Annotated in this window: 12 protein-coding genes; 11 read left to right on the top strand and 1 reads right to left on the bottom strand. The window is 52.8% G+C overall.

The window, feature by feature from the left end; genetic code table 11:
* Window positions 1-325 precede the first annotated feature (325 nt).
* The 9 genes from glyQ to LPA02S_RS01855 all read left to right on the top strand — a co-directional run bounded on the left by glyQ (window position 326) and on the right by LPA02S_RS01855 (window position 10,447).
* Window positions 326-1,234, top strand: a complete 909-nt coding sequence (gene glyQ, locus LPA02S_RS01895) for a glycine--tRNA ligase subunit alpha (protein WP_056956881.1) — start codon at window positions 326-328, stop codon at window positions 1,232-1,234.
* Between the two features lie 3 nt (window positions 1,235-1,237).
* Window positions 1,238-3,295, top strand: coding sequence for a glycine--tRNA ligase subunit beta (gene glyS, locus LPA02S_RS01890; protein ID WP_054651108.1), 2,058 nt, complete (start codon window positions 1,238-1,240; stop codon window positions 3,293-3,295).
* 577 nt (window positions 3,296-3,872) lie between these two features.
* Window positions 3,873-5,732 (top strand): DNA primase, encoded by a 1,860-nt coding sequence (dnaG, locus tag LPA02S_RS01885; protein ID WP_056957008.1) that lies wholly within the window; start codon window positions 3,873-3,875, stop codon window positions 5,730-5,732.
* 26 nt (window positions 5,733-5,758) lie between these two features.
* Window positions 5,759-6,874, top strand: a complete 1,116-nt coding sequence (gene rpoD / locus LPA02S_RS01880) for an RNA polymerase sigma factor RpoD (RefSeq protein WP_156470979.1) — start codon at window positions 5,759-5,761, stop codon at window positions 6,872-6,874.
* A 176-nt stretch (window positions 6,875-7,050) separates the two neighbouring features.
* Window positions 7,051-7,599, top strand: coding sequence for a GNAT family N-acetyltransferase (locus LPA02S_RS01875; RefSeq protein WP_054651107.1), 549 nt, complete (start codon window positions 7,051-7,053; stop codon window positions 7,597-7,599).
* A gap of 65 nt (window positions 7,600-7,664) precedes the next feature.
* Window positions 7,665-8,369 (top strand): tRNA (adenine(22)-N(1))-methyltransferase, encoded by a 705-nt coding sequence (locus LPA02S_RS01870; protein ID WP_054651105.1) that lies wholly within the window; start codon window positions 7,665-7,667, stop codon window positions 8,367-8,369.
* On the top strand, window positions 8,366-9,160 hold the full coding sequence (locus LPA02S_RS01865; RefSeq protein WP_054651103.1) for a Nif3-like dinuclear metal center hexameric protein: 795 nt from the start codon (window positions 8,366-8,368) through the stop codon (window positions 9,158-9,160). Before LPA02S_RS01870 ends, LPA02S_RS01865 begins: the two co-directional genes overlap by 4 nt.
* A 129-nt stretch (window positions 9,161-9,289) precedes the next feature.
* Complete coding sequence (locus tag LPA02S_RS01860) at window positions 9,290-9,616, top strand: type II toxin-antitoxin system antitoxin (RefSeq protein ID WP_061777610.1); 327 nt, start codon at window positions 9,290-9,292, stop codon at window positions 9,614-9,616.
* Window positions 9,617-9,637: 21 nt separating this feature from the next.
* Window positions 9,638-10,447 (top strand): SPFH domain-containing protein, encoded by an 810-nt coding sequence (locus LPA02S_RS01855; RefSeq protein WP_173585394.1) that lies wholly within the window; start codon window positions 9,638-9,640, stop codon window positions 10,445-10,447.
* 122 nt (window positions 10,448-10,569) lie between these two features.
* On the opposite strand, the gene LPA02S_RS01850 is transcribed toward LPA02S_RS01855, so the two are convergent.
* Window positions 10,570-11,304 carry a DUF554 domain-containing protein gene (locus tag LPA02S_RS01850; RefSeq protein ID WP_054651097.1) on the bottom strand — a complete coding sequence of 245 codons (735 nt, stop codon included), beginning with the start codon at window positions 11,302-11,304 and terminating at the stop codon, window positions 10,570-10,572.
* Window positions 11,305-11,590: 286 nt separating this feature from the next.
* On the opposite strand from LPA02S_RS01850, the gene LPA02S_RS01845 reads away from it, so the two are divergent.
* Both LPA02S_RS01845 and LPA02S_RS01840 read left to right on the top strand, forming a co-directional pair.
* Window positions 11,591-12,484: a LysR family transcriptional regulator gene (locus LPA02S_RS01845; RefSeq protein ID WP_054651095.1), complete on the top strand. Its 894-nt coding sequence runs from the start codon at window positions 11,591-11,593 to the stop codon at window positions 12,482-12,484.
* Window positions 12,485-12,623: 139 nt separating this feature from the next.
* Window positions 12,624-14,102, top strand: coding sequence for a UbiD family decarboxylase (locus tag LPA02S_RS01840; RefSeq protein ID WP_054651093.1), 1,479 nt, complete (start codon window positions 12,624-12,626; stop codon window positions 14,100-14,102).
* Window positions 14,103-14,190 lie beyond the last annotated feature (88 nt).

Genomic DNA, 14,190 nt, shown 5'->3' with positions numbered 1-14,190 from the left:
GGAGTACCCCACGAAAGCCGCAACTCACCGGCCCGGCCAACGCTGTCGTCCACTAGCTTCCTTGTTGCTGACAATCAATCGTGCTATACTTTTATTAACAAAATAGGCGATGAGAAAAAGGGTTATCAGCCGTCGCGACAGCGAATCCGGGACCGTGTAAGCCGGAACGTGTGGGCTGATAATTGGCGTTTTTGAGCCACTAACTAAAGAGCATCGACGTGTTCACGCCGGTGAAATAGGGTGGAACCGCGCGCAAGCGTCCCTATGCCGTTATTAGGCATAGGGACGCTTTTTGTCTCGTACCAATACCATAAAGGAGTGCAACATGGTTAACAAGATGAACGTTCAAGAAATGATTCAGACCCTCCAGGCCTTCTGGGGATCCAAAGGCTGCATGCTTATGCAGTCCTACGACGTGGAAAAGGGTGCCGGCACGATGAGTCCGTACACCTTCCTGCGCGCAATTGGACCGGAACCGTGGAACGCGGCATACGTGGAGCCATCCCGGCGTCCTGCCGATGGCCGTTACGGTGAGAATCCGAACCGTTTATTCCAACACCACCAATTTCAGGTGGTGATGAAGCCATCCCCAGAAAAAATCCAGGAATACTACCTGGACTCGCTGCGGGCGTTGAATATCGATCCACTGGAACACGATATCCGCTTTGTTGAAGATAACTGGGAGAACCCATCCATGGGTTGTGCCGGTGTTGGTTGGGAAGTATGGCTTGACGGCATGGAAGTGAGCCAATTTACCTACTTCCAAGTTGTTGGTGGCCTCGAAGTTTCACCCGTAACTAGCGAAATCACTTACGGGGTGGAACGATTAGCATCATACATTCAGGACGTAAAGTCCGTCTTTGACCTCGAATGGGGTGACGGCGTGAAGTACGGCGATATCTTCAAGGAACCTGAATACGAGCACTCCAAGTACGCCTTTGAGGAAAGCAACCAGGACATGCTGCTGGACTTCTTCAACGCCTACGAAAAGGAAGCCTGGCGCCTAATGGACCTCGGTTTGGTGCACCCGGCTTACGACTACATTCTTAAGTGTAGCCACACCTTCAACTTGCTGGATGCCCGCGGGGCCGTATCCGTCACCGAGCGTGCCGGCTACCTGAGTCGGATTCGAAAGATGGCGCATAAGGTCGCCCGCGCCTTTGTTGCCGAACGGAAGAAGCTTGGTTTCCCGTTGCTCGACCACGCGGATGCAGAAACTACGGAGGCAAAGTAACTCATGCAATACTTACTGGAAATTGGTTTGGAAGACATGCCCGCACACGTCGTTACGCCTAGCTTGCGTCAACTTGCGGACAAAACCGCTGCGTTCTTGAAGGACCAGCAACTCGACTTTGACGATATTAAGAAATACGCGACGCCGCGGCGGCTCGCATTGTTGATTGACGGTCTTGCCGCAAAGCAAGCGGACCGGGCAGAGGATTTGCGTGGTCCGGCTAAGAAAATTGCCCAGGATGCGGATGGCAACTGGAGTAAGGCGGCTATCGGCTTCACACGCGGCCAGGGCATGTCGGTTGACGACATTGAGTTCAAAGAGGTGAAGGGGACCGAGTACGTTTTCCTCCACAAAGAGGTCGCGGGTAAAGGTGCGGCTGAGATCCTTCCTGGTCTGGTTGATGTCATTAAGAGTTTGACGTTCCCCACACGGATGAAGTGGGCCCAGTACGACTTTGAATTCATTCGTCCAATTCATTGGATTGTGAGTTTGCTGGACGACCAGGTCGTTCCGATGCAGATTCTGGATGTCCAGGCAGGGCGCGAAACCCAGGGACACCGCTTCTTGGGCCACGCTGTCGAACTGCAGACCGCCAATGATTACGTGAAAGCTCTACGGGGTCAGCAAGTTCTGGTCGATCCGGCTGAGCGCAAGGCCATCATTACCGACCAAATTAACGCCATTGCATCCCAAAATAATTGGCAAGTAGACCTGGATAAGGACCTCTTGGAGGAAGTTAATAACCTGGTTGAGTTCCCCACCGCCTTTGCGGGTAGTTTCGACGCCAAGTACCTCGACATTCCCGAGATTGTGTTGATTACGTCCATGAAGGATAACCAGCGGTACTTCTACGCGCGGGACCAAAATGGACGCATGGTGAACGCGTTTATCGGGGTGCGCAACGGTAACGGTGAGCACATGGACAACGTCATTGCTGGTAACGAGAAGGTGCTGACGGCCCGGCTGGAGGATGCGGCATTCTTCTACAACGAGGATCAGCAGCATAGTATTACCGACTACGTTGCACGCCTGAGCAACGTCAGTTTCCACGATAAGCTCGGTTCTTTAGCGGACAAGATGGCCCGGGTCCAGACCATCGCGAGTGTTCTGGCAAAGCATTTTGCACTCGACACGCAGGGCACGGAAGATCTGCAGCGCGCTGCTGGCATCTACAAGTTTGACTTGGTCACCGGCATGGTGGGCGAATTTGCGGAGCTCCAGGGAACGATGGCGGCTCACTACGCGCAATTAGCAGGTGAGAATGAGGCAGTTGTCGCAGCGTTGGGTGAGCAGTACATGCCTATTTCCGCTGAAGGTGCGTTGCCGGCCAGTGAGGTGGGCACTTTGCTGGCCATGGCGGACAAACTGGACACGTTAATGAGTTTCTTCTCGGTCGACATGATTCCGAGCGGGAGCAACGACCCCTACGCGTTGCGGCGGCAGGCATACGGTATTGTGCGGATGCTGGCGACGCACAAGCAGACGTTGCCGTTACGACAGTTGCAAGGCGAATTGATTAAGCAACTGGAGGAAGCAGGCCAGACGAATGGTCGGGATTACAGACACAACGTGGACGCGCTAGACGAATTCTTCCAGGACCGTATTAAGCAATTAATGCAAAGCAACCATGTAAGTCATGACGTGGTGGACGCGGTTACGGCAACGGCGGACCCGGATGTGAGTGCCGAAATTTCAGCAGCGGAAGTATTGACGCGGGCGGCCAAAGCGGACGAATTCAAGGAACACTTGGAGGCGTTGACCCGAGTTGTACGGATTACCAGCAAGAACCCGGCAACGGGTGATGTGGATCCACAACTGTTTGAAAACGATAGTGAGCAGCAGTTACACAGCGCGGTGGAGCAGTTGGCGGACTTTGACGGTCGGACGACGGCGGCAAACTTTGAACGGCTGACGGCGTTGACGCCGATCATTAATGCATACTTTGATGAAACGATGATTATGGCGGACGACGAGCGGGTACGGGACAACCGGCTACGCGAGTTGAACCGACTGGCACAGTGGATTACGTTGTTTGGGGATTTGACGAGGGTGAGGAAGTAGAGAGAGCGGAGCAGGCCGTTTAGAAAGCAGAGTATAAGCATTTACGGACGGGAAGCCCGCACTTGGCTTCATGTTCGTGACTGCTTATACGTCGCTTTCTGGCCTGCGCAGCTCGTTTCAATAAGCACAGATAACGGGGGAGCGTTGTATCATTTACCAACCAATGTATCGCCGAAAGGCCCGCACTTGGCCTTTTGGCGATAGTTGCTTATACGTCGCTTTCTGGCCTGCGCAACCCGTTTCAACACCTGACAGTAACGCGGGAACGTACTAGCAGTCACCCACAAGCTAACTAAGAACGCACTTGGCCTTTTGGTTTGAGTACCTTATGCGTCGCTTTCTGCCTTGCGCAACCCGTTTCGACACCCATGCGCAACACGGCTACACCGCGGCAACTCGCCAGCATACCAGTAAGAAACGCCCGTCCCATCCCAACAAAAAGTTAAACTACGTCGCGTTATCGCTTATCATTGCTACCGCTTGCGTTTTCAAAACATTCGCGCTACAATATAATTTGCTATTTTTGTACCCACGAATGGATTGACGAACGGAAATGGGGGTGATGGTGTTGGCCAAAATGATTCCCGAAGCGACGATTGATCAAGTGCAAAACGCGGTCAACATCGTCGATTATGTTGGTCAGTTTGTACAGCTGAAGAAACAGGGTCAAAACATGTTTGGCCTGTGTCCCTTCCATGATGAGAACACACCATCGTTTTCGGTCAACGAGGAGAAGCAGATTTTTCACTGCTTTTCTTGTGGCCGGGGCGGTAGCGTGTTCAAATTCGTGATGGATCTTGATGGGGTGTCTTTCCCCGAGGCTGTGGCCAAGGTTGCAGAATTTGGTCACGTTGACGTGCAGATCAACACGACGGTCAACCAACCCCGTGAATCTGCCACTGCTACTAGGCAGAAGGAGATTCTGGCACAAGTACAGAAGCTGTTTAACCACCTGCTGGTGAACACGGCGCAGGGGGAACCCGCACTGGATTACCTGCACGGACGGCAGATGACCGATGAGACGATTGAGCACTTTGGTATTGGGTTTGCACCCAGCGATGACCAAATGTTGCGCAAATATCTCACCAAAGAAGGCGTTAGTTACGAGGAACAGCGCGCGTCCGGCTTGTTTGTGGATCGGGATGGCGGCGAATTAGCCACGCGTTTTACCAACCGGGTAATGTTCCCACTCCGTAATGAACGTGGGCAAACAATCGGCTTTTCTGGTCGGGTGCTCGGCAAGCAGGATGGCGTAGCTAAGTATTTAAACAGTCCCGAAACCGAGCTGTTCAACAAACGCGATACGCTCTTCAACCTGGACCAGGCCAAAGCGGCGATTAACCCCGACAAACGCTTCTACCTCTTTGAAGGGTTCATGGATGTGATTACCGCCTACGAGGCCGGTGTCCAAACAGGGATTGCCTCAATGGGTACCAGTTTGACCCGTGAACAAATCGGGATTATCGACCGGGTGGCAAATGAAGTCGTAATTAGTTATGACGGTGATATGCCCGGGCAAAAGGCCGCCGACCGGGCGTTAGGCATGTTGCAAAATGCCCGTGACTTGCGGTATTCCGTATGCTTGCTACCGGACGGAATGGATCCCGATGAGTTTATCAAAAGTCGCGGTGCCGACGCCTTCAAGCAGCAACTGCAACACGTATTAACACCAATTGCCTTTCGCATCATGTTCCTCGCTAACGGCGTGGACATGACCAACGATCATGACAAAATTGCATACGTCGACGCAGCGCTGGCGGAGATTGCCCGCGAGACTGAGGCCGTACCACGGTCGCTATACCTGGATCAACTAGCAGAGCGTTCGGGTGTGCCCCGCGATGCTTTGGCACAGCAGTTGGCTAGTACTCAGGTCGCTCCCGCACCGGCCTTGGGGGCGGACAACCCATTTGGTGCCTGGGACGATAACGACATGCCGCCAGAACCAACGGGTGGCTGGTCCGACGTGCCACCCGCAGATCCTGCCGGCCAGCCGCAGACCTTTGCGAAACCGCAAACGGTACGCATATCCCGCTTTGAAAAAGCTGAACGTGCGCTACTTTACTACATGTTGACGGATTCCGAAACCGCCAACTTGATGGGCGCCGAGGCGGTGCACTTTCCCCACGATCTGTACCAAACCATCGCACAACAGTGGCAGGATTACCGTGCGGATGGGCATGATGATATCAGCGGATTTACCACCCGCCTCAGCGATGAGGAGGGCCAAACGGTCGCCGCGCTACTTTCCACCCCATGGCCACCCGTCAATGATGAGACCACCGATGGGCTGCTGAAAGTCCTAGGGGGTTCCGACCTGCGCCAGCAACTCGGAACCGTTAAGGAACAGTTGCAGCAGGCCCAGCGCCTTGGTGACCAAGAGGGCCAAACCCGGTTGGCAAACCAATATTTTGAGTTAATGCGCCAGTTAAAGGCATAATCACGATTACAAACGGAGGAATGTACATGGCAACTACTAAGAAGACCACGAACACTAAGTACGATGCAGCCGTCGCAGCACTGCTCAAGGAAGCAAAGCAATCCAAGCAGGTGACCGACGCGGAGCTGGCCGAAAAGTTGGTTAAGCCGTTCGCACTGCAGAGTGATGCCGTGGACGAACTGATGCAAAAGTTCGAAGACTCTGGAATTAGTATCGTTGATGATAAGGGTGAACCAGCGGAACGTGCGCTGAAGAGCCAAAAGAACGTGGTCTCCAAAAAAGAACTGAGTGACATGTCCGCGCCCAGTGGGGTTAAGATTAACGACCCCGTGCGGATGTACCTCAAGGAAATTGGGCGGGTTAACCTGTTAACGGCCCAAGAAGAAGTGGATCTCGCACTTAAAATCGAGCAGGGTGACCAGGTTGCTAAGCAACGTTTGGCCGAAGCCAACTTACGGTTGGTGGTCTCCATTGCCAAACGCTACGTTGGCCGGGGCATGCAGTTTCTGGACTTGATCCAGGAAGGTAACATGGGCCTCATGAAGGCGGTCGAGAAGTTCGATTACCGCAAAGGGTTCAAGTTCTCCACCTACGCCACGTGGTGGATTCGTCAGGCCATCACGCGTGCAATCGCTGACCAAGCCCGGACTATCCGTATCCCCGTCCACATGGTGGAAACAATCAACAAGCTGATTCGGATTCAGCGGCAATTGCTCCAAGATTTAGGTCGCGAACCTATTCCGGAAGAAATTGGTGCGGAAATGGATATCCCTACCGAGAAGGTCCGGGAAATTCTGAAGATTGCTCAAGAACCTGTTTCCCTGGAAACACCAATTGGTGAAGAGGACGACTCCCACTTAGGCGACTTCATTGAAGACCAGGATGCAACTAGCCCCGAGGACCACGCTAGTTACCAGATGCTGAAGGAACAGTTGGAGAACGTCCTTGATACCCTGACGGAACGGGAAGAGAACGTGCTTCGTCTCCGGTTTGGTCTGGATGACGGCCGTACCCGGACGCTGGAAGAAGTGGGTAAGGTATTTGGCGTTACCCGTGAACGGATTCGTCAAATCGAAGCTAAAGCGTTGCGTAAGCTGCGCCACCCGAGTCGCTCCAAGCAGTTGAAGGACTTCTTGGAATAGATCTCGTCAGTCAACTAAGACCGGTCCTGGTGACCGGTCTTTTTTGCGGGATTATCGCCGGCACAACGTAATTACTTTGCACAAGTGGTGCCGGTCTGCCCAAAGGTGACACCTGAAACAGGACTATCCCATGTGGATACTGTATAATAAAAGCATTAATGGAGAGGGGATCCACCATGGAAATAACGTTACGACCATTAACTCACGACCAGTTAGGGGCTTTCTGGCAGGTAGCATTTAGCGACCCACACGCAGAATGGACCAAGTGGAACGGGCCTTATTTTCACGAGGAAACCCCGACTCGGCGGGAGTTTCTCGAAGACATCGGTGTCAATGAGTTTCAGGACAACCCAACCCGCCAGGTCATTTGGTTAGACGACAAAATGATTGGCATGGTCTCCGCCTACTTTGATGACGGTGCACTGTTACGGTGGTTGGATGTCGGTATCACCATTTACGATGAACGTATGTGGCACCAGGGCATTGGCACGGCGGCTTTGCGCCTGTGGATCACACACATGTTCAAAGTCATCAACTTACCGCATATCGGGCTCACGACCTGGTCGGGTAACGAACGGATGATGCGTCTGGCTGAAAAATTAGGCTTAAAGATGGAGGCGCGCGTTCGTCAGGTTCGTTACTGGCAGGGGCAGTACTGGGACTCAATTCGTTATGGCGTTTTGCGTGACGAATGGTTTACCCAGTATCCCGACACGGACGAGTAAACCAACAATCTCCTGCGCGTAGTGTATACTGGTTATATCCAGTAGCATAGGCGGAGGAGATTTTTTTGACTAGTAATCAGGTACATTTGAGTAAACGTTTGGCTGCGATTGCAGCGTACATAGATTCCGATTCCCGCGTTGCTGATATCGGTACGGATCACGCCCTGCTGCCAATTGCACTCATCCAAGAGCAACGGGCAAGTTTTGTGGTTGCCAGTGATATTGGTGCCGGGCCGGTCGGGATTGCCCGGGATAACGTTGCGCAACACGGATTAACTGGCACCCAGATTGAGGTAAGGCAGGGAGATGGCTTGGCCGGGATTAGACTGAACGATGGTATCGACACTGTGGTCATTGCCGGCATGGGTGGGGAATTAATCGCCCGTATTCTCACCGCGGGGCAAAGTCACTTAGACGGCACCGAAACGCTGATTCTGAGCCCCCACCGCGACGAATACCTAGTGCGTCAATGGTTGGTCGACCATCAGTGTGCCATTTTGGGTGAAACCATCCTCACCGACGAGGGCCACACGTACGAAATCATCGAGGTGGGACAGTCACAGCCGGCAGTAGGTTACGACGCAGCCGATATTTTATGTGGTCCATTCTTGCGGCGTGAACGTAACGCTACATTTATTGACAAATGGACGCGGAGAGAACGAAAATTGCAGCATATCATTGATAGTATGAGTGCCGCCAAACACCCCGTAACTGAACAACTGGAGGCTGCCCGCCAGGAACTCCAAATCATCCGGGAGGTATTGGCATGACTTCAGCACAAACAATTATCGATCGGTTTGAACAAGCGGCACCACTAGACCTGGCATTACCAGGCGATCCCAGTGGCTGGCAAATTGGTGATCCGCAGGTAGAAGTAACGGGCGTATTCGTCACGCTGGACGTACGGCCCGAGACGGTTGCGGCCGCGGTCGCACAGAAATGTAATTTCATGCTGGCGCACCATCCGGCGGTCTTTCATGCGCCCCAAAACCTCAACTTTGAAGACCCGCAGGTAGCCATGTATGGTGATATCATTCGGCATGGCATCACGGTGTATGGCGCCCACACAAGCCTCGACAACGCGCATCCAGGCATGAATGATTGGTTGGCAACCGCACTGGGACTCACCAACGTGGGCCCGTTGAAGGTACCGGGAGAACTCGACGGCATGGGTCGGATCGGCAACCTCGATACCCCGGTGCCCCTGAGCGACTTTGTTCAGCAAAGCAAAGCCGCGTTGCAGGTCGAACACGCACGCCTGATTGCGCGTGACCAACAACGCTTGGTCCGAAGGGTCGCGGTACTCGGTGGCGGCGGCAGTTCCGTGTATGCGGCTGCTCAGGTGGCTGGGGCTGACGTCCTGGTCACCGGCGACGTAACCTACCACACGGGGCACGATATTCTGGCCCGTGACTTTGCCGTCCTTGATGCCGGCCACCATATTGAACGGATTATGGTGCCACAGGTTGCGTCGTGGTTGCGCGACTGGTCGGCCACAGACGGCTGGGGCATCAAGGTAGTTACCAATACTATTAGCACCGATCCCTTTACGTTTGTTTAACGGCACAGTGTGATTAAACCGGCATACCGGTTTGGTCACACTTTTTTGCATTTTAAATACGGAAAGGGTTGCATCCGTAAGTTTTAGTGATATCATTTAGATATCATCAAAAAAGGCGAGGTGAGATGGGTGAGTGCCGACAAGAAAAAATTTTTGCTCCGCATTGATCAACAATTATACGATCAAATTGCCACGGCCGCTGATAATGCGGGCAATAGTGTTAACGCCTATATAGAGCAAGCACTAACGCGCGCATTACATCAACCCAGCTTTGAACAACGCCAAGTTGTGGGTCAAACAGTGGCGGCCAATGATATCGTTGCTGATAGCGGGTTAGTATTAGCCCACGGTATCTATTACCGGTACATCACGACTGATAACGCCCCGATTGCTCCGGGACATGATTACGCAATCGTCGCCGCAACCGGCAATATATTAACGTTACAGGTGATTTAGAGGGTCGAAATGGAGGATATTATGCTGGGAATTAAAATTGTGCGCCAAAACAACCAAGGGTTAGTCGAAACGTTAGGACGTTACCGCAGGAGCGTCACCCCGGGATTACACTTTTACTTGCCATTGTTCCAACGCGTGAGGACAGTTAGTCTGGCCATGGAGCCACTAGCGCTGCCTAACTACTCCATCATCACGAAGGACAACGCCGATGTGACCGCCAGCCTCACGCTGAACTTTCACATTACCGACGCAGTCAAGTACCAGTATGAAAACACTGATTCGGTCGAGTCGATGTCACAATTAGTTCGTGGTCACCTCCGTGATATCATTGGCCGGATGGATTTAAACCAGGCCCTGGGGTCGACGGCCGAAATCAACCGCGAACTGACTTTGGCCATCGGCGACCTCACCAACACGTACGGTATCAACGTTGATCGCATCAATATCGACGAACTCACACCCTCATCTGCCATCCAGGCAGCCATGGACAAGCAACTGACGGCCGACCGCGAACGCGTCGCGGCCATTGCCAAAGCCGAAGGGGAGGCCAAGTCCATTGAACTGACAACTAAGGCCAAAAATGATGCCCTGATGGCGACGGCGCGGGCGGAGGCCGACGCCACCAAGACACGGGCTGATGCCGAACGTTACCGTATCGATACAGTACAGCAGGGGCTAAGCGCGGCCGACGAAAAGTACTTCCAGAATCAGGCCATTAACGCGTACGCTGACCTCGCAAAATCACCGGCAAACATGGTGGTGGTGCCGGCGGACACCGCGAGCGACCTGGGCAAAGTCCCCGTCATTGGCAAACTATTGAACAAGGATTAGTTAACGTTGATATGAGTACACAAAACGACCGGTATTCCTAAGTTAGGGAATACCGGTCGTTTTACGTTAGTGCTCGGGAGCTAACCGCATTGTGGTCCAATCTTTTTTACGTACACACATTATTATTTGAGTAATGGCGCAATCCAGTTCGTCCACGCCCAACTAATCGGCATGACGAACACCATGGCCGGAATCATATCGGCCGTCGGGAACATCTTGACCTGCACCATCCGGAAACCAGTTGCCAGCATCAGGAAACCACCTGCAGCTTTGAAGTCGGCAATCATTACGGGGGTAGTTAGTGGGAAAACGTAGCCCGCGATGAGGTAAAGAATGAAGAGCACGATGAATTGCGGCACGGCAATCACGGAAACCACGGCGCCGAGGTTAGTGGCAAAAATTGCCGCCGTGAAGAAGTCCAAGATGGCCTTAGAAATCAGGATGGAGGCATCCCCAGTCATCCCTTCAGTCAGCGCACCGTAAATACCGGTACCGCTGGCACAGAACAGCACGATGATGGTCACCACGCTGGCCATGAATTCCTCCTGGGACATCTCTCCGTTTTCGCTACCGTGAATGAACTTAGAAATACCGCGCTGCATGAGCCCAGCACCTTTGTTCACACCATCACCAAAGTGGATGATTAACCCAAAGCCAGTCCCGATAATCAGGGCAAAGATGACTGCGGGCATGTTCTTCATGGGCGCAATGGCGTAAATCCCCATGCCCATCGAACAGGCACCGAAAATCATGTTGATCTGTTTCTTGAAGTTCTCGGACATGTACTTGCCCGCAATGGTACCAAAAATACCGCCAATTAAAACTGACAGCGCGTCGATAATTACACCAATTGGCATAACTCGAAGCCTCCTTTTGTCTGATTGTTAGCACACTGGTGGGGAGGAACGCCCGCACTGTCGAACAGCACATCGTTTCAGGGCTCGGCCCACCGGCACGCATATTAATTAAGTAGTGCGGAACGGGGGATGAAACCTCCCGTAACAACGTTACATAGTCTACAATGCGGACTGGTTGGGAAACAATTCAGTTTTGTGTTAAAGTTATTCGCAAATGGAATACCACACTAATTGGCGTAATAATGAATTTTCAGCAGTACATAATTAATTGGAAATGAGGTCGTTCATGGACATTCGTAAATTACGGACCTTTGTTAACCTGGCCCACACGTTGAACTATACGGAAACAGCCGCCGCCCTGTTTACCACCCAAGCGACGGTCTCCAAACATATTATTTCAATGGAAAAAGAACTCGAAACGCAACTATTCATTCGGGCTCACCGCACCATTGCACTCACGCCCGCTGGCAACACGGTGCTGAAATATGCCCGGGAAATTTTGACTAGCTATGACGAAATGGCACGCCAACTTAGCACCGACCGGAACACGGCCAACCAAACGCTCACAATTCGTGCTATTCCATCGGTTTCCAACTACCGGGCGCTGGGATTGATTACTGAATTTCAGCGTGCCAATCCGGACATCGAACTACACTTTACCGAGGGTGAAAGTTACGCGCTATTGCCATCATTGGATGACGGCCACAGTGATATCGTCTTTATGCGCACCTTTGTGGAGCACCAAACAGAGTACGACATGATCACGGGTGAGGTGGATCGCTTTGTGGCGGTGGTCCCGGACACCAGCACTTTGGCCCACCAGTCTCATATCAACGTAAGCCAGTTACGCGGCCAGAATTTTTTAATGTTGGGCAAAGAAACGAACCTGTTTGAACCCATCATGCGCATGGCGCGCGCCGCCGACTTTACCCCCACCATTACGTACGAGGGACAGCGCATTGACCTGGTACTGCAACTCGTCAATAAGGGCATGGGGGTATCCATCATGATGGAAAAGACTGTGCGCACCGATGACTATCCCCATATCGTCAAAATCCCTCTCGATACGGACGTTTCCAGCCATCTAGCGTTTGTCCGGCGCCATGAAGGTCCGCACACGCAGGCGAGCGACCGTTTCTGGCGTTACGCGCAGGCGCACCGTGACAGTTACGCCGAGTGATGCCGGTGTGCGCTGAAGCATCCACCCGTGTATTCCAAAGTGGAATTTGCGTACCGACAAGTTGAATTGCTTTGCCGTATCCGTGGACCGATAATAATCCTTGCAAACAACAAACATTCCATTTTGGAGGCAGAGTAGTATGACTACAAAAAAGTATGATTTGCGGTCAGCCATCGAAGAATTGAAGGCCATGCCGGGTCAGTACCTGGAATCCAACAAGGAAATCGATCCTGAAGCGCAATTAGCCGGTGTCTACCGTTACGTTGGTGCTGGCGGTACCGTTCAGCGCCCAACTAAGGAAGGCCCAGCCATGATGTTTAACAACGTCAAGGGCTTCCCGAACTCCCGAGTTTTGATTGGTGTCTTGGCCAGTCGTCGCCGCGTGGGTGCCTTGATGCACCAGGACTGGCACAACCTCGGTCACGTACTGAACGAAGCGGTGAAGACACCCATCCAGCCCGTTACGGTTGGCAAAGAAGATGCCCCAGCCCAAGAGGTTGTGCATTTGGCCACTGATGCCGACTTTGACATCCGGACTTTGCTCGCAGCGCCTACCAACACACCGGACGACGCTGGCCCATACATTACCATGGGTGTTGTGCGGGGTTCATCACCGGATGGCTCACAGCACGACGTCACTATTCACCGGATGGTTCTGGAAGACAAGGACACCATCGGTATGTACATCATGCCTGGTGGCCGCCACATCGGTGCCTTCCTGAAGGAATACGAGGCCAAGAACGAACCAATGCCAATTACTATTTCCATTGGTTTGGACCCCATCGTACCGATTGCCACGACGTTCGAGCCGCCGACAACCCCACTTGGTTACGACGAATTGTCCATTGCTGGTTCATTGCGGCAGCATGCCGTTGAGCTGGTTGATGGCGTCGCAGTGCATGAAAAGGGGATTGCCCGGGCTGAATGGATTATCGAAGCCGAAATCATGCCGAACACTTCCATGCAGGAAGACATCAACACGAACACCGGCTTTGCCATGCCAGAATTCCCTGGCTACAACGGCCAAGCTAACTCAGCCGTCCACGTTGTCAAGATTAAGGCCGTTACCCACCGGAAGGATAACCCCATCGTCCAAACCACGATTGGGCCATCCGAGGAACACGTTTCCATGGCCGGCATCCCGACCGAGGCTTCCATCCTCAACCTGGTGGATAACGCTATTCCCGGTGTCGTCACCAACGTTTACAACCCGCCAGCTGGTGGTGGTAAGCTAATGACCATCATGCAGATTCACAAGGGCAGCAACAATGATGACGGTATTCAACGCCAGGCTGCGTTGCTCGCATTCTCCGCCTTCAAGGAACTGAAGACTGTCATCCTGGTTGACGAGGACGTTGACATCTTTGACTGGAACGACGTTATGTGGACCATCAACACGCGCTTCCAAGCCGATATGGACATCCAGGTACTGACCGGTTTACGGAACCACCCATTGGATCCTTCCGAGCGCCCAGAGTATGACCCTAAGTCAATCCGGACGCGGGGGATGAGTTCCAAGCTAGTGCTTGATGGGACGTACCCACACGACATGAAGGACCAGTTCCAGCGTGCTCCGTTCATGGACGTTAAGAACTGGGAAGACTGGACCAAGGAATAATTTAACTAGTCGGTTGCACCAAATTGTCATTTCACACACAATATTGATCATAGTGGGTGCCCGTAATGGGACCAGCGAAAATCAGGTT

It is taken from the genome of Lacticaseibacillus pantheris DSM 15945 = JCM 12539 = NBRC 106106 (assembly GCF_001591865.1).
Classification (GTDB): Bacteria; Bacillota; Bacilli; order Lactobacillales; family Lactobacillaceae; genus Lacticaseibacillus; species Lacticaseibacillus pantheris.
The sequence above is the reverse complement of the archived record's forward strand: the minus strand, read 5'-3'. Positions and strand labels throughout refer to the sequence as shown.

What these genes read in the sequence shown, in the direction of transcription:
- LPA02S_RS01875 (WP_054651107.1), top strand. Translation starts at nt 7,051, where the DNA reads ATGGAAATAACGTTACGACCATTAACTCACGACCAGTTAGGGGCTTTC.
- rpoD (WP_156470979.1), top strand. Translation starts at nt 5,759, where the DNA reads ATGGCAACTACTAAGAAGACCACGAACACTAAGTACGATGCAGCCGTC.
- dnaG (WP_056957008.1), top strand. Translation starts at nt 3,873, where the DNA reads ATGATTCCCGAAGCGACGATTGATCAAGTGCAAAACGCGGTCAACATC.
- glyQ (WP_056956881.1), top strand. Translation starts at nt 326, where the DNA reads ATGGTTAACAAGATGAACGTTCAAGAAATGATTCAGACCCTCCAGGCC.
- glyS (WP_054651108.1), top strand. Translation starts at nt 1,238, where the DNA reads ATGCAATACTTACTGGAAATTGGTTTGGAAGACATGCCCGCACACGTC.
- LPA02S_RS01845 (WP_054651095.1), top strand. Translation starts at nt 11,591, where the DNA reads ATGGACATTCGTAAATTACGGACCTTTGTTAACCTGGCCCACACGTTG.
- LPA02S_RS01850 (WP_054651097.1), bottom strand. Translation starts at nt 11,304, where the DNA reads ATGCCAATTGGTGTAATTATCGACGCGCTGTCAGTTTTAATTGGCGGT.
- LPA02S_RS01865 (WP_054651103.1), top strand. Translation starts at nt 8,366, where the DNA reads ATGACTTCAGCACAAACAATTATCGATCGGTTTGAACAAGCGGCACCA.
- LPA02S_RS01840 (WP_054651093.1), top strand. Translation starts at nt 12,624, where the DNA reads ATGACTACAAAAAAGTATGATTTGCGGTCAGCCATCGAAGAATTGAAG.
- LPA02S_RS01855 (WP_173585394.1), top strand. Translation starts at nt 9,638, where the DNA reads ATGCTGGGAATTAAAATTGTGCGCCAAAACAACCAAGGGTTAGTCGAA.